Source organism: Streptomyces sp. 71268, from assembly GCF_029392895.1.
Classification (GTDB): Bacteria; Actinomycetota; Actinomycetes; order Streptomycetales; family Streptomycetaceae; genus Streptomyces.
On record NZ_CP114200.1, the window covers coordinates 7,900,043 to 7,923,282 of the forward strand.

Annotated in this window: 20 protein-coding genes and 1 pseudogene; 12 read left to right on the top strand and 9 right to left on the bottom strand. The window is 71.0% G+C overall.

The annotated features are described in order from the left end of the window. Window positions 1–113 precede the first annotated feature (113 nt). The 3 genes from OYE22_RS31445 (at window position 114) to OYE22_RS31455 (ending at window position 1,746) form a co-directional block, all read left to right on the top strand. Window positions 114–467 carry a class I SAM-dependent methyltransferase gene (locus OYE22_RS31445; protein WP_277323587.1) on the top strand — a complete coding sequence of 118 codons (354 nt, stop codon included), beginning with the start codon at window positions 114–116 and terminating at the stop codon, window positions 465–467. Window positions 468–535: 68 nt separating this feature from the next. Continuing rightward, a complete protein-coding gene (locus OYE22_RS31450) occupies window positions 536–700 on the top strand; it encodes a hypothetical protein (protein WP_277323588.1) in 165 nt (54 codons plus the stop codon). Window positions 701–954: 254 nt separating this feature from the next. Further along, window positions 955–1,746: an alpha/beta fold hydrolase gene (locus OYE22_RS31455; protein ID WP_277323589.1), complete on the top strand. Its 792-nt coding sequence runs from the start codon at window positions 955–957 to the stop codon at window positions 1,744–1,746. Between the two features lie 204 nt (window positions 1,747–1,950). Here OYE22_RS31455 and OYE22_RS31460 read toward each other — a convergent pair whose 3' ends face one another. From OYE22_RS31460 to OYE22_RS31475, 4 genes are all read right to left on the bottom strand, one after another. Beyond that, window positions 1,951–3,660 (bottom strand): ABC transporter family substrate-binding protein, encoded by a 1,710-nt coding sequence (locus OYE22_RS31460; protein ID WP_277323590.1) that lies wholly within the window; start codon window positions 3,658–3,660, stop codon window positions 1,951–1,953. Window positions 3,661–3,743: 83 nt separating this feature from the next. After that, window positions 3,744–5,894, bottom strand: coding sequence for an ABC transporter ATP-binding protein (locus OYE22_RS31465; RefSeq protein ID WP_277323591.1), 2,151 nt, complete (start codon window positions 5,892–5,894; stop codon window positions 3,744–3,746). Next, window positions 5,891–6,796, bottom strand: a complete 906-nt coding sequence (locus OYE22_RS31470; RefSeq protein ID WP_277323592.1) for an ABC transporter permease — start codon at window positions 6,794–6,796, stop codon at window positions 5,891–5,893. Before OYE22_RS31470 ends, OYE22_RS31465 begins: the two co-directional genes overlap by 4 nt. Window position 6,797: 1 nt before the next feature. Continuing rightward, window positions 6,798–7,778, bottom strand: coding sequence for an ABC transporter permease (locus OYE22_RS31475; RefSeq protein WP_277323593.1), 981 nt, complete (start codon window positions 7,776–7,778; stop codon window positions 6,798–6,800). A gap of 521 nt (window positions 7,779–8,299) precedes the next feature. Between OYE22_RS31475 and OYE22_RS31480 the strand changes: the two genes are divergently transcribed. Together OYE22_RS31480 and OYE22_RS31485 are read left to right on the top strand one after the other, a co-directional pair. Further along, the gene (locus OYE22_RS31480) at window positions 8,300–9,568 is read left to right on the top strand and encodes a phosphatidylserine decarboxylase family protein (protein ID WP_277323594.1); all 1,269 of its coding nucleotides are present in this window, start codon (window positions 8,300–8,302) and stop codon (window positions 9,566–9,568) included. Window positions 9,569–9,820: 252 nt separating this feature from the next. Next, window positions 9,821–10,273 carry a YbhB/YbcL family Raf kinase inhibitor-like protein gene (locus OYE22_RS31485; protein WP_277323595.1) on the top strand — a complete coding sequence of 151 codons (453 nt, stop codon included), beginning with the start codon at window positions 9,821–9,823 and terminating at the stop codon, window positions 10,271–10,273. Between the two features lie 52 nt (window positions 10,274–10,325). Here OYE22_RS31485 and OYE22_RS31490 read toward each other — a convergent pair whose 3' ends face one another. Continuing rightward, window positions 10,326–10,670 (bottom strand): DUF6343 family protein, encoded by a 345-nt coding sequence (locus OYE22_RS31490; RefSeq protein WP_277323596.1) that lies wholly within the window; start codon window positions 10,668–10,670, stop codon window positions 10,326–10,328. Window positions 10,671–10,914: 244 nt separating this feature from the next. Between OYE22_RS31490 and OYE22_RS31495 the strand changes: the two are divergent. Further along, window positions 10,915–11,094, top strand: a pseudogene (locus OYE22_RS31495) (cation transport regulator ChaB); the annotation flags it as partial. A 77-nt stretch (window positions 11,095–11,171) separates the two neighbouring features. Here OYE22_RS31495 and gdhA read toward each other — a convergent pair. Further along, window positions 11,172–12,530 carry an NADP-specific glutamate dehydrogenase gene (gdhA, locus tag OYE22_RS31500; RefSeq protein WP_277323597.1) on the bottom strand — a complete coding sequence of 453 codons (1,359 nt, stop codon included), beginning with the start codon at window positions 12,528–12,530 and terminating at the stop codon, window positions 11,172–11,174. Between the two features lie 519 nt (window positions 12,531–13,049). Here gdhA and OYE22_RS31505 point away from each other — a divergent pair. The 3 genes from OYE22_RS31505 (at window position 13,050) to OYE22_RS31515 (ending at window position 16,058) form a co-directional block, all read left to right on the top strand. Next, complete coding sequence (locus OYE22_RS31505; protein WP_277324410.1) at window positions 13,050–13,946, top strand: LysR family transcriptional regulator; 897 nt, start codon at window positions 13,050–13,052, stop codon at window positions 13,944–13,946. Window positions 13,947–14,359: 413 nt separating this feature from the next. Continuing rightward, window positions 14,360–15,007 carry a DUF4360 domain-containing protein gene (locus tag OYE22_RS31510; RefSeq protein ID WP_277323598.1) on the top strand — a complete coding sequence of 216 codons (648 nt, stop codon included), beginning with the start codon at window positions 14,360–14,362 and terminating at the stop codon, window positions 15,005–15,007. 196 nt (window positions 15,008–15,203) lie between these two features. Next, window positions 15,204–16,058, top strand: coding sequence for a maleylpyruvate isomerase N-terminal domain-containing protein (locus OYE22_RS31515; RefSeq protein ID WP_277323599.1), 855 nt, complete (start codon window positions 15,204–15,206; stop codon window positions 16,056–16,058). Between the two features lie 28 nt (window positions 16,059–16,086). Here OYE22_RS31515 and OYE22_RS31520 read toward each other — a convergent pair whose 3' ends face one another. Together OYE22_RS31520 and OYE22_RS31525 are read right to left on the bottom strand one after the other, a co-directional pair. Then, complete coding sequence (locus OYE22_RS31520) at window positions 16,087–16,575, bottom strand: glutathione peroxidase (protein WP_277323600.1); 489 nt, start codon at window positions 16,573–16,575, stop codon at window positions 16,087–16,089. 218 nt (window positions 16,576–16,793) lie between these two features. Then, window positions 16,794–17,528 carry a TauD/TfdA family dioxygenase gene (locus tag OYE22_RS31525; protein ID WP_348652259.1) on the bottom strand — a complete coding sequence of 245 codons (735 nt, stop codon included), beginning with the start codon at window positions 17,526–17,528 and terminating at the stop codon, window positions 16,794–16,796. A gap of 54 nt (window positions 17,529–17,582) precedes the next feature. Between OYE22_RS31525 and OYE22_RS31530 the strand changes: the two genes are divergently transcribed. After that, window positions 17,583–18,761: an alanine dehydrogenase gene (locus OYE22_RS31530; RefSeq protein WP_277323602.1), complete on the top strand. Its 1,179-nt coding sequence runs from the start codon at window positions 17,583–17,585 to the stop codon at window positions 18,759–18,761. Window positions 18,762–18,851: 90 nt separating this feature from the next. On the opposite strand, the gene helR is transcribed toward OYE22_RS31530, so the two are convergent. Next, a complete protein-coding gene (gene helR, locus OYE22_RS31535; protein WP_277323604.1) occupies window positions 18,852–21,002 on the bottom strand; it encodes an RNA polymerase recycling motor ATPase HelR in 2,151 nt (716 codons plus the stop codon). A gap of 692 nt (window positions 21,003–21,694) precedes the next feature. Here helR and OYE22_RS31540 point away from each other — a divergent pair. Together OYE22_RS31540 and OYE22_RS31545 are read left to right on the top strand one after the other, a co-directional pair. Next, entirely contained in the window at window positions 21,695–22,528 is an 834-nt protein-coding gene (locus OYE22_RS31540; RefSeq protein ID WP_277323605.1) for an NAD(P)H-binding protein, read from the top strand. A gap of 330 nt (window positions 22,529–22,858) precedes the next feature. Beyond that, on the top strand, window positions 22,859–23,209 hold the full coding sequence (locus OYE22_RS31545; protein WP_277323606.1) for a YciI family protein: 351 nt from the start codon (window positions 22,859–22,861) through the stop codon (window positions 23,207–23,209). Window positions 23,210–23,240 lie beyond the last annotated feature (31 nt).

Consider the following 23,240-nt stretch of genomic DNA (forward strand, 5'->3'; position numbering starts at 1 on the left):
CGGCCTCCCGGACGCACCCGGACACACCCGGGCAACCCTCGGCACCACGTCGATCCGCCCACCACTCCATACCATGACAAAACAGCCACCTACTGTCATGTGGGTGATGGTCGGTGCGTCCTTCCGGGGCGCGTGTGCTCAAGGAGTGGAACGGGACGGAACCGATCGCGGACGCGGCGCAGCCCGGCAAGTCGTGGTGGGAACCGGAGGGTGGGTTCTTCGGGGACCTGTACCGGGAGGCCGACGACTCGCTGCGTACGTTCTTCGGGGACGAAGCCGGACTGGACGAGCGGACGGCGGCCGAGGTGGACGGCGTCATCCGGCTGTGCGAACTGGCCGAGGGGGCAGGGGTGTTGGACTGCCCGTGCGGCTACGGCCGCCACAGCGTCGCACTCGCCCGCCACGGGATGGACGTGGTCGGCCTCGACATCAACCCCGGTTTCCTCGACGTGAGCGGCGCCGTCTGACCAGTGGCCGCACCCTGGTCTCGCGCCGCCGACTCGACCCGCGCACCGGCAGGGAGTTCGGCGAGTGGATGATCGTGGACAGCGACGGGACCCAACATCCGATGACCCCCTACGACATGCGGATCTACTCTCCCCAGGAGTTCACCGCCCTGTGCCGCGAAGCCGGCTTCGCCACGGCCACCAGCTACGGCGACTGGGACGGCACGCCGTACGAGGACGCCTCCCGAGCCTGATCGTCGTCGCCGACCGGGGACCGAGCGACCCGAATACCGCACCGGGAGATCACGCCCGGCGCGGTACGGCCGCGTCCCGCGCGCGGTAGAGGTCGCGCAGCGGGGAGGTTTCGGCACCGTGCGGGAGCACCAACCCTCGGTACGCTTCCGCGGATGAGCCGTGGCCAGCCTCCCCCGCGCCCGTGGCCCCCGCGACGCGCGGCCCGCGCGGAGCGCTGCGCCCCGCCCGCACCGGAGTTGAGGAGGCCAGGCCGATGACGTACGCGACGGCACCCGACGGGGCCCGCATCGCCTACCAACTCGAAGGTGAGGGGCCGCCACTCGTGCTGCTGGCTGGTCAGGCCAACAGCCACCTCTGGTGGGAGGCGGTGCGCGCTGACTTCCACCCCGCCCGCTCCACCCTGACGCTCGACTACCGGGGCACCGGCGACAGTGACAAGCCCGACACGCCTCACAGCACCGAACTGTTCGCCCAGGACGTCATCGCCGTCCTCGACGATCTCGGCATTGAGCGGGCCGACGTCTACGGCACGTCCATGGGCGGGCGTGTCGCCCAGCAACTCGCCGCCCGCCATCCGCACCGAGTCCGCGCCCTGGTCCTGGGCTGCACCTCACCCGGCGGCCCGCACAGCGTGGAACGCGGCAACGACGTCCGGCAGGCACTGGCCCAGCCACACCCCGCAGCCGCGCGACAAGCCCTGCTGAATTTCATGTACACGCCCGGTTGGCTCGCCGACCATCCCGGCCCGCACCACACCCTCGGCGACCCCCGCATGCCCGCCCGTTCCCGGCGCCACCACCTCACGGCCAGCAACCGCCACGACGCCTGGGACCTGCTCCCCGGCATCAGCGCACCCACCCTGGTCCTCCACGGAACCGACGACCTGCTCAACCCCACCGCCAACGCGCCCCTGCTCGCCGACCGCATCCCCGGCGCCCGACTCCACCTGATACCCGGCACCCGCCACGCCTACTTCGAGGAAGCCCGTACCCACGCCAGCCCCCTGGTCCTGGACTTCCTGACCACGACCTCGCCCCGACCGTAGGAACGCGGCCGGCAGCGCCGAGGGGGAGGGCGGGCCCCCGCGGTGGAGCGTGCTGCTGGCGGCCAACGGCCCGCACGGTGTCGACGTCGCCGCCGTCGACACCGTGCGGGCCCACCGGGCCTGCCGACCCCTCCAACCCTCCGCCGACACCCGATACCCGGCACCTGTCACCCGACACTCGTGGGGGTTACGGCACGCCAGTCGTCACCGAGGGGCGGCAGGCCCCGGGGGATACTTCTCCCAACCCACCGTCTCCGGAAGCGGGTTGTGGAAGATGGTCGCGCCCACGTTGGCCAGGCCCTTCTTTACGCTGTACGTGGACGGGCCGCTGAACAGCGGGAGTTGGGCGTACTCCTGGAGCGCCTTCCGCTCGACCCGGTTGACCTCCGCCGTCTGCTTGTCCAGGTCGGCGATGTTCGCCGTGGCGCGGATCTCCTTGTCCAGCGCCGGCGACCCGGCGCCCGTGAGGTTGGAGTCACGGTGCGAGCAGTAGGTGTCGCACAGGTAGCGGGTTCCGAAGGGGTCCATGGAGCGGTTGCCCGAGAGGATCAGGTCGAACTTGCGCTCGTTGAGGATGTTGGCGAAGTCCGCGTCGTCGGCCTTCTCGATGGTGAGGCGTACGCCGATAGGCTTCAGCATCGCGGTCAACGCGCCGGCGGTGGCCTTGTCCAGTGGGCCGTCGCCCAGGAGGGTGTACCCGATCTCCAGCTTCTTGCCGTCCTTCTCGCGGACGCCGTCGCTCCCCGGCTTCCAGCCCGCCGCGTCGAGTTCCTTCTTCGCCTGGTCGGGGCCGTACTTCAGGACGGCTGAGACGTTGTCCTGGTACCCCTTCTGGAAGCTGTAGAGTACGGCCGAGCCGGGCAGCGGCTCCTTGTAGTCCAGGCCCTGGAACTGGATCTTCGCGATCTGGGTGCGGTCGATGCTCTCCTGGATCGCCTTGCGTACCGCCTTGTCCGCCAGGATCGGCGACCTGGTGTTGAAGTGGAGCGAGTACTCGAACGGGCTGCCACCGCGGCGGATCTCGGTGCCGTCCAGCCCCTTCACCTGCTTCAGGCTCTCGGCGTCGACCGCGGAGACGTAGTCGAGCTGACCGTTCTTGAAGGCGTTGATCCCCGCGGTCGACTCCAGGTTCACGTAGACGCGCTTGTCGAGCTTGCCTCTCTTGCCCCACCACTTGGGGTTGCGGACGAAGGTGATGTTGCCCGAGTGGGTGTCCCACTTGCCGACGGTGTACGGGCCCGCGCCCCACTCGGGGTGTGCCTTCTTCACGTACGCCCGGTTGAAGTTGTCGACCGTCGCCGCCTTCGGGTGCAGGAACGTGGAGAACAGCGTCGACCAGAAGGGGTAGACGCCCTTGAAGGTGATGACGGCCTGCTTGTCGTCCTCGCCGCGCGCGACGTCGGTGATCTGGTCGTAGCCGTCGGTGGTGGAGGCCGCGAAGTCCTTGTCGGAGCCGTTGTTGGCCTGCCACGTGGCCCTGATCGCGGTCCAGTCGATCGGTGTGCCGTCGTTGAAGGTGGCCTTCTCGTTGATGGTCAGGACGACCTTCTGCCTGCCTCCCTCGACAGACACCTTCACGTCGCTGAAGTAGTCGGGGTTGTACCGCACCTCGCCGGTGGGGGAGTAGGTGATCGCGTTCGCGTTGTACCAGGCCCACACCCGGGACGCCGTGAGCGTGCCGTTGACGTTGAAGGGGTTGCCCTGCTCGTCGAAGGTCCCCACCGTCGTGTAGGTCCCGCCGTCCCTCACCTTGTCGTACGGCGTCGGGTTGTAGTCGGCGGCTCCCGACGCGGTGGACGGGGTGTCCTTCCCGTCCGAGCCGCCGGCGCCGGAACCGGAGGATGACTGGCACGCGGTGGCGGTGACGGAGATGGCTGCGATGAGGGCGATGGGCAGGGCCAGTCGTGCGCGCATGGGAGAGCGTCCTTGTGTGGGTGGTAGGGGGTGAGGGTGGGAGTCGGTCGTCGGTGGCGTGTGGCAGGGGGCCTGGGACCCGGTCACGCGGCGTGGCAGGCGTACGCGTGGCCCGGCTGCCCCGGCGCCGGCCTGAGCGCGGGGCGCTCCGTGCGGCAGCGCTCCCGGACGGCCGGGTCGGCCAGGCGGTACAGCGGGCAGCGGTCGACGAACACACAGCCGGGCGGCAGGTTCGTGGCGCTCGGCTGCTCGCCGTGCAGGACGATGCGCTCGCGGGCGCGTTCGCGTTCCGGGTCGGGTACCGGGATCGCCGACAGCAGGGCTCGGGTGTAGGGGTGCTTCGGGTGGGAGAAGAGGGACTCCGTGTCGCCGCTCTCCACGACGTGCCCCAGGTACATCACCGCGACGCGGTCGCAGAGGTAGCGGACCACGGCCAGGTCGTGGGCCACCATCAGGTAGGCGAGCCCCAGTTCACGCTTGAGCCGGGCAAGCAGGTTGATCACCCCGGCCTGGACCGACACGTCCAGGGCGGAGAGCGGTTCGTCGAGGGCGAGCAGCCTGGGGCCCGTGGCCAGGGCGCGGGCGATGCCGACGCGTTGGCGCTGCCCGCCGGAGAGCGCGGCGGGGAAGCGGTCGCTCACCGAGGAGTCCAGCCCCACGAGCGTCAGCAGTTCGTGGACGCGGGAGCGGATCGCGGCCCGGTCACGGCCGATGGCGCGCAGGGGCTCGGCGAGCAGTTGGTAGACGGGCAGGCGCGGGTCCAGGGCGCCCAGCGGGTCCTGCATGACCATCTGCACGTCGTGTCGCAGGGTACGCCCACCCTGGCCGGGACCGGCCGGGCCGCCGGCGGTGCCGCCCCTGGCACCGGCGTCCCCGCCGGCCGTGGCCCCGATCTCCCGACCCGCGATCTCGATCCGGCCACCCTCGAGCCGCCTGAGCCGCAGGATCTCCATCAGCGTCGTCGTCTTGCCGCTGCCGGACTCGCCCACCAGGCCCAGCGTCTCGCCCGTCCGCAGCTCGAAGCTGACCCCGTTGACCGCGTGCAGCGTCCCGACCCGACGCTTGACGAACGCGCCCTTGGTGACGGGAAACGTCTTGACGAGGTCCTCGACGCGGAGCACCACATCGCCGCTCGCGGGCTGCCGCGTGCCCGTCTCCTCGCCCCCGGGAAGCACGTCCCCGGGCGCGGCCTCCCCGGCCGGGTCCAGCGTGCCGTCGGCGATCTCGGCCGCGCGCAGGCAGGCCACATCCCCGTGCCCGGCGATCTGGCGTAGCTCCGGCTCATCGGAGCGGCACGCGTCGAGCGCGACGGCGCACCGGCTCGCGAAGGGGCAGCCGGTCGGCAGGCCGGACAGGGCGGGTGGCTCGCCGCCGATCGGTACCAGGGGGCGCCGGACCCCGCCGTCCACGGTCGGCACCGCGGCCAGGAGCCGGGCGGTGTAGGGCATCGTCGGGCGCCGGAACAGCGCGCGCACGTCCGTCTTCTCCACGAAGCGGCCCGCGTACATCACGGCGACGTCGTCCGCGTGGCCGGCCACGACCCCGAGGTCGTGGGTGATCAGGACGAGCCCGGCGCCGGTCTCCCGCTGCGCCAGCCGCAGGACGTCCAGGATCTGGGCCTGCACGGTGACGTCGAGCGCGGTGGTGGGCTCGTCGGCCACCAGCACGCTGGGCCGGTTGGCGATCGCCAGGGCGATGACCACGCGCTGGCGCATGCCGCCGGAGAACTCGTGCGGGAAGGCCGCGGCGCGGTTGCGCGGGTCGGGGATGCCGACGAGGTCGAGCAGTTCGACGGCCTGCTCCCAGGCCGCCTTCCTGGACAGGTCCTGGTGGACGCGGAGCGCGTCGGACAGCAACCTGCCCACGGAGAAGATGGGGGTGAGCGCGGACAGCGGGTCCTGGAAGACCATGCCGATGGACGCGCCCCGGACCCGCGACAGCGCCCGGTCGTCGAGACCGATCAGGTTCCGCCCGTCGAGCAGGACCTGGCCGCGTAGGTCTGCGGTGGGCGGCAGCAGGCCCATCACACCCATCGCGGTGGCCGACTTGCCCGAGCCGGACTCGCCGACGATGCCGAGGGTCCGGCCCGGCAGCAGGTCGAAGCTGACGCCGCGCACCGCTTCGACCGGGCCCGCCTCGGAGGGAAAGGAGACCCGCAGGTCCCGTACGGAGAGCACGGGGGTGGCGCCGGCGGGGGTGGCCGGGTCGTCCCGTAGGGCAGTGGTGAGGGTCATCGTCGGCCTCCCGTCGCGCCGGTCACTGAGGTGGGGTCCAGGGCGTCGCGCAACCCGTCGCCGATGAACGTCATCGAGACGGTGAGCAGGACGACCAGGCCCGCCGGAAAGGCGAAGAGCCAGGGGGCGCTGGTGACGGTGGTCGCCCCGTCGGCGAGCATCGTGCCCAGGGACACGTCCGGGGTCTGGACGCCGAACCCGAGGAACGAGAGCGCGGTCTCGCTCAGTACGGTCGCGACGACGCCGAGCGTCAGGTTGACGATGAGCAGGGAGCCGAGGTTGGGGATGATGTGGCGCAGGATGATGCGTAGCGGGCGGACGCCCATGAACTCCGCGGCCGTCACGTAGTCCCGTTCGCGCAGCGAGGTCGAGACGGACCACACGATCCTGGCGGTGGACATCCAGCCGAACACGGTCAGCACGATGATCAGGACGCGCCAGTCGCCGGCCACCCGGTTGGAGACCAGGGCGAGGATGAGGAACGAGGGGACGATCAGCAGGAAGTGGATGACGGCCAGCGTCAGCCGCTCCACCCGGCCGCCGAAGTACGCGGCGCTCGAACCGATGACCGCGGCGACCAGGACCGTGAGGACGGACACGCTCACGGCGATCACCAACGAGCGCTGTAGCCCGTGCACCGCACTGGCGTAGACATCGTTGCCACCCTGGTTGGTGCCGAACCAGTGCACGTCGCTCGGCGGTTGGGTGAGCGCGGCGAAGTCGGCGTCGGTGTGTGCGTACGGGGTGAGCAGGCCGCCTATAAGGCTGAACAGCACCAGCAGTACGAAGATCACGACTCCGGCGACCGCGAGCCGGTTGCGCAGGAAGCGTCGCAGGTAGAGCCGGCCGCGGCCGAGGTCGCCTGGCGCCCGGGCGGCGGTGGCGTCGGTTGCTGTCGCCATGTCAGTTCACCCGCACTCTCGGGTCGAGGAAGACCGTGGCGATGTCCGCGAGGATCGCGCCGATCGCGGTGAGCACCGCGGCGAACGCGGCCACCGCGACCGTGCCGTGCACGTCGTTCTTGCTGATGGTCTGGATGAAGTAGCGCCCCATGCCGTTCCAGCCGAAGATCGTCTCGGTGATGATGGCGCCGGTGAAGATGGCGGGCACGCTGAACGCCACGGAGGCCGCCGTCGGAATCAGCGCGGCCCGCAGGGCGTGCCGACGGACAGCCTGGCCCCGGGTGAGTCCGGTGGCCTGGGCCGTGCGCACGAAGTCGGCGTTGATCGTGTCGAGCAGCAGCGAGCGCTGCGTCAGGTGGTAACCCACGTAACCGATCAGGGTCAGGGTCAGGGTCGGCAGGATCAGGTGCAGGAGGCGGTCGCCGATCGTGGGGAGCAGCCCCTCGACATTGGGTGAGTTCTCCCCGGCGACGTAGAGGAAGTCCCACCCCGCGTGCTGGTTGAGCCAGATGGCGACGTAGACCACCGCGAGCGCGGCGACAGACGTCGGGATGTTGAACACCGCGATGGAGATGGCCTGGGTCACGCGGTCGGCCACCCCGTACTGGCGCGCGGCGGTGTAGACGGCGAGCGCGACACCGATGACGACGGACAGAACGGTCGCCGTGACGACCAACTCGGCACTGACCAGGGCGCGGTAGCCCACCTCGTCGCCGACGGACACGCCGGTGGGTGACCTGCCCCAGTCGAAGTCGAGGATCACCGAGGTGAGCCAGTTCCACCACCGCTGCACGAGCGGCACCCCGGGGTCGAGGTTGTACGGGGCGAGGGAGTGGGCGATCTGTTCCTCGCTGCGGGCGGGCCGCAGCTCCTTGTAGTTCGATCGCGGGTCCAGGAACCAACTGGCCAGGAAGTACGTCGCGTTGGTCGCGATCGCAATCATCAGGAGCCAGCCGCCCGCCTTGCGCGCTACGTAGCGCATGACGCGGACCGCCCCCTCACCACACGCGCGGGATGCGCCGGGACGACGCTTGAGGGACAGGTTGAACGCATGTGAGGTGGGACTTTCTGAGGCGTACGGGCGTGGGGTGGTGCCACGAGGGGCGGATGTCAGCTTGGCCCGAAGTAGATGCCCACACCATCTTTTGGCTCGTTTCGCCACGCGGCTGCAATCTTGGCGTGGCTGCCGCAATGTTGCTGAAGCAAAACGATCATCAATGCGGCGCAGTTGTCCCCGTCGTCGGCGTGGCGCTCGGGGTGGCGACGCGTGACAGCTCGCGTCGTCGCGGGAGGTGGTGTGTTTGTGGCTGTTCGAGTGGACATCGAATAGATCGTGAACAAATAATGCTTTGAGGGTGGGCCGGTTCACGTCGTCTCGACAGAGCCTCGTCCGGCCCGTGCGGAACCGCGTTTCACGGAGCGAGATCGTGCGCCTCCGAGCGCGGGTGCTGCGTCAGACCCTCAAGCCGCGGTCAGTTCGCCATCCAGGGCGGAGGGAATCCAGTGACGCACGTCAGCGGTGGCCAACCCACCGAGCGGTCCATCGAGGCCAGCTACCAGAACTCGTTCGGCCGGATCGCCGGGTATCTGCCAGCGGACAGGGCCGTCGTCCACGCCTGGCTGGACGAGATCGGCAGAGCAGTCGAACGCAAGCGGGCGCAGAACGCCCTCGTACGGCACGACTCCGTGGCCGGCCTGGCGAGGCTGATCGACCGGGACCCCGTGACGCGGATGTACGTGAGCCTGATGATCGAACAGGCTCGGGACCGCTGGAAGGGCGGGGTGCGCGACATCCCCGACCTGCTCGACCACCTCGACACCATCGTCACCTGGGCCCCGCGCTACACCGACAAGATCCACTTCCCGATGTCCGCCCTGTTCGTCTACATGATGTACACGCCGGCCGGGCTGGCGATCTTCCGCGACAGGGGCCTCAACCAGGCGCTCGTCGGAATCCTTCGGGAGTGGTGTACGTATCTGGACAGCCCCGCCAGCCGCGACGTGCTGACCGCCGACCAGTGGCTGTCGCAGAGCGCCCGGGAGGAACTCAAGCTCGACGACTTCGAGATCGACTTCACGCTGCCCTACGGCGGGTTGGCCTCGTTCAACGACTTCTTCCACCGGGAGATCAAGCCCGACAGGCGCCCGATCGCGGGCGGAGCGGACCCCAGGATCATCGTGGCCCCCAACGACGGCAGGGTGGTAAAGATTCAGGGAAACGTGCGGCGCACCGACGAGTTCTGGATCAAGGGCCAGCGCTACTCCCTCCACGACATGCTGGACGGCAGTGACCTGACGACCGGCTTCGTCGGAGGCGACGTCTACCAGTCCTTCCTCGCCGGCAGCGACTACCACCGCTGGCGCGCCCCGGTCAGCGGCACGGTCATCAGCGCCCGGGTGGTCGAGGGGCTGACGTTCACCGAACTCGAATCGGCGGGTTTCGACCCGGACGCCGGAACCCAGTCACAGATCTACGAAGCCTCGGTCAACGCCCGGGCCCTGATCTTCATCCAGAGCGCCGACCCCATCGGCGTCGTGTGCGTGATGCCCGTCGGCATCACCGAGATCTCCTCGCTCACCATCGGGGTCACCCCCGGGCAGCAGGTCAACAAGGGAGACGAGCTGGGGCGTTTCAGCTATGGCGGCTCCAGCATGGTCCTGGTCTTCCAGCCGGGTGCCGTGGCCGCGTTCGACGTACCGGACAACAAGACCGGGAACATGGAGAAGGGCCAGTGGTGCGCGGTCAACTCGCAGATCGCGCATACCGGCTGAGTGCCATGAAGCTGGTGGCCGGGTGTGCCGGTGGCTCGGTGTGGTGTGCCGTAGCCCGGTGGCTCGGTGTGCCGGTGGCGCGGGCGGCGCTTCGTCGGGCACCGCGCCCACCGCGTTCCGCGCTTCCGTACGGGAGGTGTCCGCGGCGTCGGACCGCCTCGACGTGCGCGCGGTGGGGGCGAGCAACCCTGTCGGGGAAAGCTCGGGTGATCGACGCGTTTGCCCGGACGCGACGGAGGTAACCCGGAGGCCATGGCTGGCATCGAACTCATCAGCGACGCGTTCAACGACCACGCCTTCCTGGCCCGTCAGTACGCGTTCGAAGGCGCGAACACCTCGCCGCCCCTGACGTGGCGCGGTGTCCCGGACGACGCTTCCGAGCTGGTCCTACTGTGTGAGGATCCCGACGCGCCCTCGGGCACGTTCGTGCACCAGGTCGTGGTCGGCATCGATCCCCGCAGCGACGGCGTCGAGGCGGGACAGACGCCACCCGGCGGCACGGAGTTGGTCAACGGCTTCGGCGAACGGGGCTGGGGCGGGCCACACCCGCCTCCCGGAGACGAGGCGCACCGCTACTTCTTCCGTCTCTACGCGCTCGCGGAACCGTGTGTCCTGCCCGACGCGCCCAGCGCCGAACAGGTGCACCAGGCGGTCGACCCACGGCAGCTCGCCAGCGGCAACCTGGTGGCGCTCTACCACCGCTGACGGTGCGCGGCGGTCGAAGACACGCGGCACGCTCACTCGGCGCGCGGCACGCTCACTCGGCCGGTGGTCGGGTGTCGCGCTCGCGCCTGAGCCTGCGGGTGACGACCAGCAGGTCGGCCGCCGCGAAGAGGGTGAGGGCCGCGCACACCGCGGCCAGGGTGACGAGCGGGCCGCGTCCGGGGTTGTCGTCGGCGTCCGACATCGCCGCCCACACCCCGAAGACCACGGCCGCCCCGCCGAACAACGGCAGGAACACGGTCGACAGGACCCGCCGCAGCCCGAGCGCGCTCTGCGCGGTGACGGGCTCGGTCCCGGATCGGGCGAAGCGGCGGCCGATCACGCCGGAACGCCCGCGCGGCACCGGGCGCTCGTGACGCCTCGGGCTCTCATCGTTCATGGCGTACTTCCTTCACCGATCTCGGGCGGGGCGGGGGAGGGGCGACCAGGGGACGGTCGGTGCCGCCGACCCGCCGCTGTGGGACCGGCGAGCACGCCCCCGCGCGCACCGATATCCGGTCGCCGTGTGGCCGGACCTCACCAGGACTATGCCGCGACAGCGCCGGCCCGGACGGGCAGGCGCGCCGCTTTCGGCCGCCCGGGCGACCCGCGCGGCGCGACGGGGAAGCCGCCGCCACCTTCAGGCGCGGCCCCGGCAGCGGGGCGGACGCAGCGGTGAGGGCGTCGACGAGAGCGCCACCAAGGAACACCTCTACGGCGTCGCGCGGTGCCTGGGCGTCGAGGGCCGGTCGCGCATGACGAAGGCCGGACTGCTCGACGCCATCCGCAAGGCCAACCGTTCCGTGACCCGCGCGGCGCGCTGACGCGCCCCGGGGCCACGGATCGGACGACCGTGCCCGGCGGTCGGCGCGAGGCGCCTGGGTCCGCCGGGCACCTGGTGTCAGATGACGCCCTGCGCCAGCATCGCGTCGGCTACCCGCTCGAAGCCGGCGATGTTGGCGCCCGTCACATAGTCGCCGGGGGAGCCGTAGCGCTCGGCGGTTTCGTGGCACGTGGCGTGGATGTCGTTCATGATGTGCGTCAACTCGTCCTCGACCCGCCGCGCCGACCACGAGGTCCGGGCGTGGTTCTGTGCCATCTCCAGCGCGCTGACCGCGACGCCGCCCGCGTTGGCCGCCTTGCCGGGGCCGAACGCCACGCCGGCCTGCTGGAACAGGTGGACGGCCGCGGGGGTCGTGGGCATGTTCGCGCCCTCGGAGACCGCCTTCACGCCGTTGCGGATCAGCGCGGCGGCGGCGTTCTCGTCCAGCTCGTTCTGCGTGGCCGACGGGAGCGCGACATCGGCGGGGACGTCCCAGACGCTGCCACCGGGCACGAAGCGGGCGGAGGCGCCCCGCCGCTCGGCGTACGTGTCGACGCGACCGCGCTCGACCTCCTTGACCTGCTTGAGCAGCTCGACGTCGATGCCCTTCTCGTCCACGACGTACCCGGAGGAGTCCGAACAGGTCACGGGGTTCGCGCCGAGGGCGCGCAGCTTCTCGATGGTGTGGATCGCGACGTTGCCGGAGCCCGAGACCACCACCGTCTGGCCCTCGAGGTCCTCGCCGCGCTCGTGCAGCATCGCCCCGGCGAACAGCACGTTGCCGTACCCGGTCGCCTCCGGACGGATCAGCGAGCCGCCCCAACCCTGTCCCTTGCCGGTCAGCACGCCGGCCTCCCAGCGGTTGGTGATGCGCCGGTACTGGCCGAAGAGGTAGCCGATCTCCCGGCCGCCGACGCCGATGTCACCGGCCGGCACGTCCGTGTGCTCGCCGATGTGCCGGTACAGCTCCGTCATGAAGGACTGGCAGAACCGCATGACCTCGGCGTCGCTGCGCCCGTGCGGGTCGAAGTCGCTGCCGCCCTTGCCGCCCCCGATGCCGAGACCGGTCAGCGCGTTCTTGAAGATCTGCTCGAAGCCGAGGAACTTGATGACCCCGAGGTTGACCGACGAGTGGAAGCGCAGGCCGCCCTTGTACGGGCCAAGCGCGCTGTTGAACTCGACGCGGAACCCCCGGTTGACCTGGACCCGTCCGTGGTCGTCCTGCCACGGCACGCGGAACATGACCTGGCGTTCCGGCTCACACAGCCGCTCGATGAGTCCCGCTTCGGCGTACCGGGGGTGGGCCGCGAGCACCGGCGCCAGGGACTCCAGGACCTCGTGTACGGCCTGGTGGAACTCGGGCTGGGCCGGGTTGCGCTGCTCGATCTCGGTCAGGAGGGTGCCGAGTACGCTCTGCATGTCGGATCGCGTCGCCACAGAATGCCTTTCTGGCGCGGCTGTGACCGGTGCCGGCAGGAGTGTGACTCGCTCGGGCCCGGTCCATCGGTGAGCGCTCGGCGCCATTGCCGCACGCGGGGCAAAGTAAGTGTGACGCCCATATAAACATCTTGACTAGTACCTGGGTCCGGCCACCCACCATGTGAGACCCCACACGGGGTGATACCGCACCTACCCTGGTGACGGCCGGGGCAAGCGGCGGGCCCCTACCGCTCGCGACCGCGCCGTCACCACCCCGTGCGTGAGCCCTGCCGTGGTCAGGCCCCGCGTCGTCCGCCCCGGGTGGCGGTACGAGCGCCCTGACTCATTCCCGCCGCCCTCGGAAGATCCTTCGACCCTTCTCGCCGCCTGGGCGAGCTGCCCGCGCCGACGATCGCGATGCCGCCCCGCCGTGGCCCCTCGCCGCGGCCACCTCCGCGCACACACCCCGCCGCCGTGATTCCCGCGTCGCCTTGTCTAGGGTCACTACCGCTATGGCGTCATCTTCTCGGAGGCGTGATGGAGCTGAACGCGCTCAGGCAGTTCCTGGTGGTGGCGCGACTGGAGCACCTCAGCCGGGCGGCCGACGAACTGCGCGTGGCACAGCCGTCGTTGAGCCGCACCATCGCGCGCCTGGAAGCTGAACTGGGTACCCCGCTGTTCGACCGGAGCGGCCGGCTGCGACTCAACGACGCGGGCAGGCTCTTTCGCGCGTACGTCGAACGCGCCCTCGGCGAGCTGCGGGCCGGACAGCTCGCCGTCGCCCAGGCCACCAGCGAGGGCCTGGGCACCGTGCGGCTGGCATCGGAGACCTTCCTCACCCTCACCGGGCCGCTGGCGGCCTACAAGCGTGACCACCCCGCCGTGGAGCTGGAACTCCAGTGGTCGCCGGCCGAGGACATGGCCCGCCGGCTGCGGGCCCGGGACGTCGATCTGTGTGTCGCCTCGCAGCCGATCCGCGCCGAGGGTGTCGCGACGGCGCGACTCTTCGAGGACGTGGTGGGGGTGGCCGTGCCACCCGACCACCCGCTCGCGGGCCGTGCGCCCGTGAGCCTCCACGAACTCGCCGCGTACCCCTTCGTCACCGCCCGCGCGGGGCACTGGCTGCGTCGATTGCTCGACCAGCTCTTCGCCACCCAGGGCCTCGCCCCGAGGATCGGCTGTGAGAGCGACGAGCACAGCGCCATCGCGGACCTGATCGGCGCGGGCCTCGGCATCGGCCTGGTCCCCTCCTTCGCCCGCCGCAAGAACCCGCGTACGCCATTGGTATGGGTGCCCGTCGACAGCCCGGACTGCCGCCGCACCGTCACCCTGTGCTGGGCCGCCGACGGTCACCTGTCGACGGCGGCCCAACTGATGCGCACCACGATCGCCGAGTGGGACTGGCGTAACGACCAAGCGTGTACAGGAATCTGACGTTATGTCATGTCGTAGCCCGGCTCGTGGGTGACACTCGCCGCGCGCGGCGCGCGGGGCCGCCACGTTCACCGCACCCGTATCGGCTCACCTGGCGAACCCCGTGTGCCGAGGCGTGGGGCGTGAGGTGCGGCATGTGGCGCCTGGGGCGTGGTGGGGGCGCGTCACGCCAGGTCACGGAGGTAACCCGAGTATTGGCCTGAGTTCGCCCTAGGCGGTGCCTCCACGGTTCCTTAACATCTCGCTCAATTGGCATGCGCATGTCCGATCGGATCACATGCGCCTCCGCCTCATCGCTCCGCCCGTCACGGGTTCCGGCGGTCGCCTCTCGCGCACAGCACGTCCCCAGCACACCTCGGCGACCCCTGCCTGCCCTGACTGCCCCGATCCCCAAGGCAAAGGACTGGATCACCATGCACACCGGCATACTCGCAACCAGCGCGGTAGTTGGCCTGTTCGGCGCGACCCTCTCGCCCCAGAGCCCCGCCACCATCGAGAACCCGCCCGCCGACAAGATCGTGATCGAGGTCGCGACGGTGAACGGCTCCGGATGCCCCAAGGGGACGGCCGAGGTGGCCGTCTCCCCGGACAACACCGCGTTCACCGTGACGTACAGCCGCTACCTGGCGAGAGTCGGCGGCACCTCCGATCCAACGGAATACCGGAAGAACTGTCAGCTCAGCCTCGTCGTGTACGTCCCCAGCGGCTTCACCTACGCCGTCGCCAGCGCCGACTACCGTGGTTACGCGTCTCTGCAACCCGGCGCCACCAGCGAGCAGAAGGCGTCGTACTACTTCCAGGGATCACCGGACACGGCCGCCCGCTCCCACCCGTTCAAGGGCCCGCAGGACGACAACTGGCAGGTCACCGACAAGACCGACTGGGGCCAAATGGTCTGGGCGCCGTGCGGCGCGCGGCGCAACTTCAACATCAACACCGAACTGCGCGTGAACGCGGGCACCTCGGACCCGAAGAAGACCAGCTTCATGACCATGGACTCCACGGACGGTGACATCAACACCGTCTACCGGCTCGCCTGGAAGCAGTGCCCCAAGCCCTGACCCACACGCAGGGTGACGCCATGCCGCTGGTCGGCATCCTCGTACGGCTGAAGGGGGCAGAGTCCTTCGGTCGTACGGGTGCCGCGGCGGCGGACGCGGCGCGTCGGGTGGGCCGCCGCGATCGGGCGGCGACGATGCCTGTCGCCACCTCGCTACCCGGCGGTAATCTGCGGTCCCGACCGCAAGGGGGAGTGGCATGGGCGCCGTCACGCGTTTCGATCCCGTCGCCGAGCACACGCGGACCCGTGCCGCGCTGGGTGACGCCCTTCCGCGACTGGTCCGGCTGGTACGTGACGTGCCCGACCTCGACGCGGCCTCGGGCGTCCCGGTGTGGACGGTCGGCGACGTCGGGGCGCACCTGGCGGCCGTGTACCTCGCCTACCACGCCATCGCCCACCCCGACGCGCCCGTGGAGTGGGACCGGATCGTGCCGCCGGGCGAGACGTCGCTCAGTGAACGCGTCGGGGCCGTGAACGCCGCGTCCATCGGCCTGCTCAGCCGCGAGGAACGCGCCCGCCTGGGCGAACTCCTCGCCGAGCGGGGCGAGATGTTCCTGCGGGACACCGAGGGCCTGGCCCCGGACACCCTCGTCCACGCACCCTGGTTGGGGCGGGAGATCACGGTGGCGACCGCCACGGGGCTCGTGCTCAGCGAGACCCTCGTACACGGCCTGGACATCGCGCGCGGCGCCAGGCTCCCCTGGCCGATCGGACAGGACGAGGCGCGCCTGGTGCTCGGGCAGTCGATGCCGACGATGATGCGGATGGCCCTGGACACGTCGCGGGCGCGGGGTGTGAGCATCGCGTTCGACCTCGCGATCAAGGGCGGCCCACGGCTCGCGGCCGTCGTCAACGACGGGACGATGACGGTGACCCGCGACGCCCCACCCCGCGCCTACGACTGCCGGATCACGGCGACCCCCACCGCGTTCCTGCTGGTCTCCTTCCGGCGCACCCCCATCTGGAAGGCGGTGGCACGCGGCCACCTGCGAGCCGGCGGGCGCAGGCCGTGGCTGGCCAGGCGACTCGGGTTGCTCGTCGCCAGCCCCTGACGGCTCGGGCCGCCGCGCCGCGCGGGTGTCAGGCCGGCAGGGTGGCCTCGATGGCGGTGGTGACCTCCGGGGCGTCCGGCTCGGTGCGGGGGCCGAAGCGCGCGGTGACGGTGCCGTCGGGGGCGATGAGGAACTTCTCGAAGTTCCAGCGGATGTCGCCGCTGTGGCCTTCGGCGTCGGCCGTGCCGACGAGTTCCGCGTACAGCGGGTGCCGCTCGGCGCCGTTGACGTCGGTCTTCTCGGTGAGCGGGAAGGTGACGCCGTACGTGCTGGAGCAGAAGGTGGCGATCTCCTCGGCGCTGCCGGGCTCCTGGCCCGCGAACTGGTTGCACGGCACGCCGAGGACGGTGAAGCCGCGCGCCGCGTAACGCTCGTGCAGCTTCTCCAGCGCCGCGTACTGCGGGGTCAGGCCGCACTTGGAGGCCACGTTGACGACCAGGACGGCCTTGCCGCGGTACTGGGCGAGGTCGGCCGAACCGCCGCCGAGGGCGCCGATCTCCACATCATGGAAGGACATGTTCACTCCTACGTTCGTCGTCGCGCCTGACTGGGAGAGAAGGTCGGGCTGTTGACGAGCGTACTGGGCTGACCGGGAGTGGCAGACCGCTTACGGCTCCCCCGCTCCCACCGGACGGTCGGCAGTCAACTGTCAGCCACCCGTAAGCCGTGAGGCTGTGAGCGTGCGGGAGGGTGGGTGCGCGCGAGACATGGGGACGCGACAGTGCCCGGGCATGGTCACGGCGCGCCCTCCCGCGTCGGCTCGGCGACCCAGTAGCGGGTCAGGCGTCGGCGGGTGTCGGAGAAGCCGGTCCGGGCGTGGAACATCCGGTGGTTGTCCCAGATCAGCAGCGCGTCCTCCGGGATGAGCACGGAGGTGCCGCCGGTTTCGACGAAGTCGACGGCTCGTTCGGCGAGGGCGACGCCACCCGAGCCCAGGGGTTGGGAGTCGGCGGTGGGTTGGTCGAGGGTCTCCGAGTACGCCCCGACCCGTAGCAGGGTGGAGCTCATGCGGATGACGGTCCGGGAGGGGGTGCGGTCCACGACCGGCTTGCGGACGCCCACGGCGTCGGGGCGCTCCTCGTACGAGGGCCAGTAGACGGGGTGCTGGTGGGCGAGGCGTTGGAGGTCCTCGTCCAGGGTGGTGAGGAAGTGGCGCCCGTCGGCGAGCAGGGTGCGACCGCCGCCGCAGGTGGCCTGGGTCCGGCAGTGCAGCGCCAGGTAGCGCGGCGGCAGGCTCTGGCCCGGCGCCTCCGTGTGCGGCCGCAGGGTGTGGGGGCTCCTGGTGTCCCGCAGCGCCTCGAACCCCGCGTGGGCCTTGATGTCGTAGGCCACCTCCCCGGTGGTCTGCGGAACCAGCTCCCCCAGATGCCGCAGCAGGGCGGTGGCCTCGGAGGGCTCCAGGGGGCCCTCCACCAGCGCATATCCATGACTGTCCAAGTTGCTCTTTGCTGTCTCAAATGTCTGCTTCATTCGTGTCACGTTAGCGTAATCACAAGAACGCGTCGCGTAAGAAGAAGGTGGGTCATGGGTACGTTGAGCCTGGGCGTGGTGGCGACCACCGGCAAGAAGCACGAGAAGCGCGTACCGCTGCACCCCGCCCATCTGCCGCTCCTGGACGCCGACATTCGCGCCAGGCTGTACCTGGAGCGCGGTTACGGCAGGTGGTTCGGCTTCTCGGACGACGATCTGAGGCCGCACGTCGCGGGCGTCGTACCCCGGGCGGAACTGATCCGAGACTGTGAGGCCGTCATGCTGTTCAAGGTGACACCCCAGGACGTCGCCGAACTGCGCGAGGGACAGGTCCTGGTGGGCGCCCCGCACTTCGCGCAGAACATGGAGACCACCCAACTGGCCATCGACAAGCGGCTGACCGTGATCTCCCTGGAGGCCATGCGGCACTGGCCGACGGACGGCACGCGCGACCGCTTCGCCTTCTACCGGGTCAGCGAGATCGCCGGCTACTGCTCCGTCCAGCACGCCACCCAGTGCGTGGGCAGGACCGGGGCGTGGGGCCGTCCGCTCAGCGCCGTCGTCATCGGCTACGGCTCCACGGGGCGGGGCGCGGTGGCGGCGCTGAGGGCCCAGGGTGTGTCGGAGCTGAGCGTGGTGACCCGGCGCCCCAGCGCCGCCGTCAGCCCGCCGGCGGGCACCACCCGGATGGGCCAGTTGCACTACGACCCGTCCCGCTCGCGCGACAGCACGGTACGGCTCGCGGAGGGCGAGGTGCCCCTCGTCGCCTTCCTGGCCGAGCACGACATCGTCGTCAACTGCGCGTTGCAGGACATCGCCGCCCCCGAGGTGTACCTCACCACCGACGACCTCGACCGTTTCGCTCCCGGGTCCCTCATCGTGGACGTCTCGTGTGACAAGGGCATGGGGTTCGGATGGGCGCGTCCCACCTCCTTCGACCAACCCACCATCACGGTGGGTGGGAACGTGCACTACTACGCCGTGGACCACAGCCCCTCGCTGCTGTGGGACTCCGCCACCTGGGAACAGAGCCAGAGCACCCTGCCGTATCTGCCGGTCATCGTCGACCGCGAGAAGTGGCACACCCACGAGACGGTCCGGCGGGCCGTCGAGATGCGGCACGGCGTCGTCCTGAACCTCGGCATCCTGTCGTACCAGGGCCGCTCGCCGGCCTACCCGCACCAGCCGGTGACCGCGCGGGCCGGCGAGTCCGCGCCGCTGGTCGGCACCTGACCCCGCCCTCCTCGCGGCGCCCGGCCGAGGCCGCCCCCCCACCCTGACGAGACCGCGACCAGGTGGGGGAGCCGGGCCCACGGCGGCGTGCTACGCGCTGGTCAGGATGACCAGTCGCTGGGTCGCCCGCGTCATCGCCACGTAGCGGTCGACGGCCCCCTCGATGCCGGTGCCGAACGCCTGTGGGTCGACGAGGACGACCAGGTCGAACTCCAACCCCTTCGCCAGCTCCGGGGTCAGCGACCGGACGCGGGGCGTGGCCCGGAAGGTGGGGGCGCCGATGACGCAGGCGACGCCCTCGGCGTGCTCGGCGAGCCAGCCGTCGAGTACCGCGTCCAACTCCGTGACGTGGCCGTGCGTGACGGGGATGCCGCTGGCGCGGATGGACGTCGGCACGTTGGCGTCCGGGAGCGCGGCCTGGATGACCGGCTCGGCCTCCGCCATGACCTCGGCCGGCGTCCGGTAGTTGATGCTGAGGGACGCCACGTTGATGTGGCTGAGCCCGAGCCGCTCCAACCGCTCCCGCCACGACTCCGTGAACCCGTGCCGTGCCTGGGCGCGGTCCCCGACGATGGTGAAACTGCGGGACGGGCAGCGCGCCAGCAGCATGTGCCACTCCGCGTCGGTCAACTCCTGGGCCTCGTCCACGACGACGTGCGCGAACGGGCCGGCGAGCTGGTCCGGGTCGGTGCGGGGCAGCGCGCTCTGGTCGACCAGGGTGTCCTGGAGGTCCTGGCCGCGCAGCATCGTCACCGCGCCCTCACCGTCGTCCTCGGCCGCGAGCACGTTGTCGATGACGTCGGCCATGCGCCGGCGTTCGGCTTCCACGGCGGCCTGGTGGGCGCGCCGGCGCCGCGCCACCTCCGGGTCGCCGAGCCGGTGCCGGGCCGCGTCGAGGAGCGGCAGGTCGGACAGCGTCCACGCCTGCGGGTCCGCGCGCTGGAGCGCGCGCACCTCGTCCGGGCTGAGCCAGGGAGCGCACTTGCGCAGGTAGGCGGGGACCGACCACAGGTCGCCGACCAGGTCGGCCGCGTCGATCAGCGGCCACGCGCGCTTGAGGGTGGTGACCAACTCCCGATCCTGCGCGAGCGCCCTGCGGAACAACTCGGGAGAGACCTCCTCACCCTCGTACTTGTCCCACAGGATCGTGACCAGCTCGTCCCAGACCTGGTCGCGCGCCTCGTTGTGCGGGGTGCCCGGCTCCGGCGCGTCGAACGCGGCGGCCCAGTCGTCGGGGCCGAGCCAGATCTCCGACCAGGGGGTGGAGACCGTCATCCCGCGGGTGGGTGGCTCCTCGTAGATGCCGACGGCCGGTTCGATCGCACCCACCATGTCCGCGGTCGACTTCAGCCGGGCCACCGCCGGATCGGCCTCGACCGTCGCGTCGGCGCCCTCGGTGACCAGGCCTCGCAGGGTGCACGTTCGCACACCCTCCTCACCCAGGCTGGGCAGCACGTCGGCCACGTACGCCAGGTAGGGCTGGTGCGGACCGACGAACAACACGCCGCCGCGACGGTGCCCGAGGCGGGGGTCGGAGTACAGCAGGTAGGCGGAGCGGTGCAGGGCGACGACGGTCTTCCCCGTGCCCGGGCCACCGTCGACCACGAGGGCGCCGCGCGAGCCCGCGCGGATGATGGCGTCCTGGTCGGCCTGGATGGTGCCGAGCACGTCGCGCATGCGGGCCGACCGGTTGCCACCCAGGCTGGCGATGAAGGCTGACTGGTCGTCGAGCGCGGCATGGCCGGCGAACCCCTCCGAGGCGAACACCTCGTCCCAGTAGTCCCCGATCCGGCCGTGGGACCACCGGTACCGGCGGCGGCTGGCCAACCCCATCGGGTTGGCGTGGGTCGCCCCGAAGAAGGGTTCGGCGGCGGGGGAGCGCCAGTCGAGCAGCAGTTGGCGCCCCGCGCTGTCGGTCAGGCCGAGCCGCCCCACGTACACCGGCTCGGGGTCGTCCGCGCTGACCATGTGTCCCAAACACAGATCCAGGCCGAAGCGGCGCAGGGCGCGCAGTCGGGCGGTCAACCGGTGGATCTCCGTGTCCCGGTCCATCGCCTCGCGCCCGACGCCACCGGGCGCCCTGCGCTCGGCGTCGAGTTGGGCGGAGAGTTCGGCGATCGCCTGCTCGAGACAGTCGGCGATGGCCGCGAAGTGCCGCTCGTCGGCGGCGATCAGGGCCGGGTCGGCCTTGGCGGAGAGGCGGTCGGGAAGGTTGAAGACACTGGTCTTCAGGGGGTGCACGGCATGTCTCCGATGTCAGGTTGCTCGCGGCCCGTGGGCGCGCGGTACGACGGGGGGTTCGCGGTACGACGTGTGGATCGAGGTGGTGGCTGGGTCAGCCCTGGTGAGCGACGTCCCGCCTGATGTGGTCCCGTGGTCCGGGCGGGGTGCCAGGGGTGGATCTCGTGTTCCGGGCCCGGGTGGGCCACGGATGGCCCGGCGCCCGCGTCACCCCGCGCGGTGTCCGCTCGGACGCGCCCGGCACGGCGCACCGTCGGTCACGGTGTCACCCTGCTCGCCATCGGGCGCGACCCATGCGTCCCGCCCCCACACCCGTGCCATGTGACTCCCAGATCGTCCGGTTCTTCCTTCGGCGGGTGATTGTGCAGGACGACCTGGCCCTTGCCGCAAGCCCCCCGGTGCGCTATACGTTGAGAGTGGAAAGGAGCGGTGACCTCCTTTCCCTTTTCTTTTTCTCCCCCTGCCCTCGTCTTTCCGGCCCCTCGGTACGGACCGATCGCGGTCCCTCGGCATGGACTGTTTCCGGCCCCTCGGTACGGTCCGCCGGTCACGGCGGGTTCGTCACGGCCCCGGGACCCGGCCGGGGGCGTGTTCGGCCGCGTGACGAGGGAGAGCGCCGCCTTGACTTCAAGCGCGATTGAACTTCTAGCGTTCCCGGCAGTCGATCACCTGACAACGGGAGACACACGCTCATGATCCTCGTCGCCGGAGCCACCGGAAACATCGGCAGCCGTCTGTTGGAGGAGTTGCACGCGAGCGGCGTCGGGCCGTTGCGGGGGCTCACCCGGAGCGCCGCGCGGGCCACCCTTCCCGACGGCATCGCCGTCGTGGAGGCGGACCTCGCGCGCCCGGCGTCGCTGCGGCCCGCGCTGGAGGGGGTGCGCTCGCTGTTCCTCGTCCCGCATCTGGGCCCGGACGCCGACATCCTGCGGGCCGCCCGGCTGGCGGGTGTGGAGCACGTGGTGTCGGTCTCCTCCATCACCGTGCGGACCCACCCACACCTGGCCCCCGCCGCCGAGCACCTGGCGGTCGAGCGGCTCCTCCAGGACAGCGGCATGGCCTGGACGATCCTGCGGCCGACGCAGTTCGCCTCGAACTCCCTGCTGTGGGCCGACACCATCCGCGAGTCCGGGACCGTGCGCGTGGCGTACGCGGACACCGCGCTGCCCACCATCCACCCGGCGGACATCGCCTCGGTGGCCCGGGTAGCCCTGACCGAGCCGGGCCACCATGGCAAGACGTACGAGCTGACGGGCCCGGCGCCCGTCTCCGCCCGGCAACAGGTGGCGACCATCGCGGCGGCCCTGGGCAGGCAGGTGCCGTTCGCCGAGGTCAGCCGGCGCGAGGCCCGCACGTGGATGGTCGCGGCCTTCGGCCCCGAGGCCGCGGACGCGGTGCTCGACGTCACGGGCGGTGACGTCACCGACGAGCTGCTCCGCGTCCGGGACACGGTGCCACGGCTCACCGGCGCGCCGGGCCGCTCCTTCCAGCAGTGGGTCGCGGAGAACGTGGCCGCGTTCCGCTGAGTCCGCCGCACCCTCGCGCCGTGCGAGCCGGTTCCGAGTAGACGACGGTCGCGCGTACGGCACGGCGCCGGCCGGTCCACCCGCGATCGCGTCCCCCGCCCGCCTCCGCTGTGCGGGCGGCCCCGGTTCGCCGGCGGCGGTGTGGCGGAGCCCGTATCGTCGCTGGTGGGGTGGGACGGGGGCGGCTCGGCGCGGGCCGCCCGCGGCGGGGGCGCGAGCGCGCGCGGAAGAATCTTTCGGGGCGGTGTCGATCGGGCCGCTGTCCGTTCGTCGTCATGGTGTACGGCGACTCGCCGCACGCACGGACCACGGAATGACAGGAGTCGAACCATGAAGTACATGCTGCTGATCAACGCGGGCACGATCGGCGAGGACGGCACGGCGGCCGAATGCACCGTCGAGGACTGGATGAGCTACGACAAGGAGGTCAGGGACGCGGGGATCTTCGTCTCCGGGGAGTCGCTGGCGGACCTGGTCACCGCCACGGCGGTGCGGGTCGAACCGGACGGCAGGCGCACGATCACCGACGGGCCGTTCGCGGAGACCCGCGAGGTGCTCGGCGGCTTCTACGTGATCGACGTACCCGACCTGGACGTCGCGCTCGACTGGGCCGCCCGCTGTCCCGGCGCGCGCGGCAGCGGCTCGGTCGTCGTCCGCCCGATCGCCGACTTCGGCGCCTGACCGTGGGAGACGAGCAGCGTGCCGAGAACGG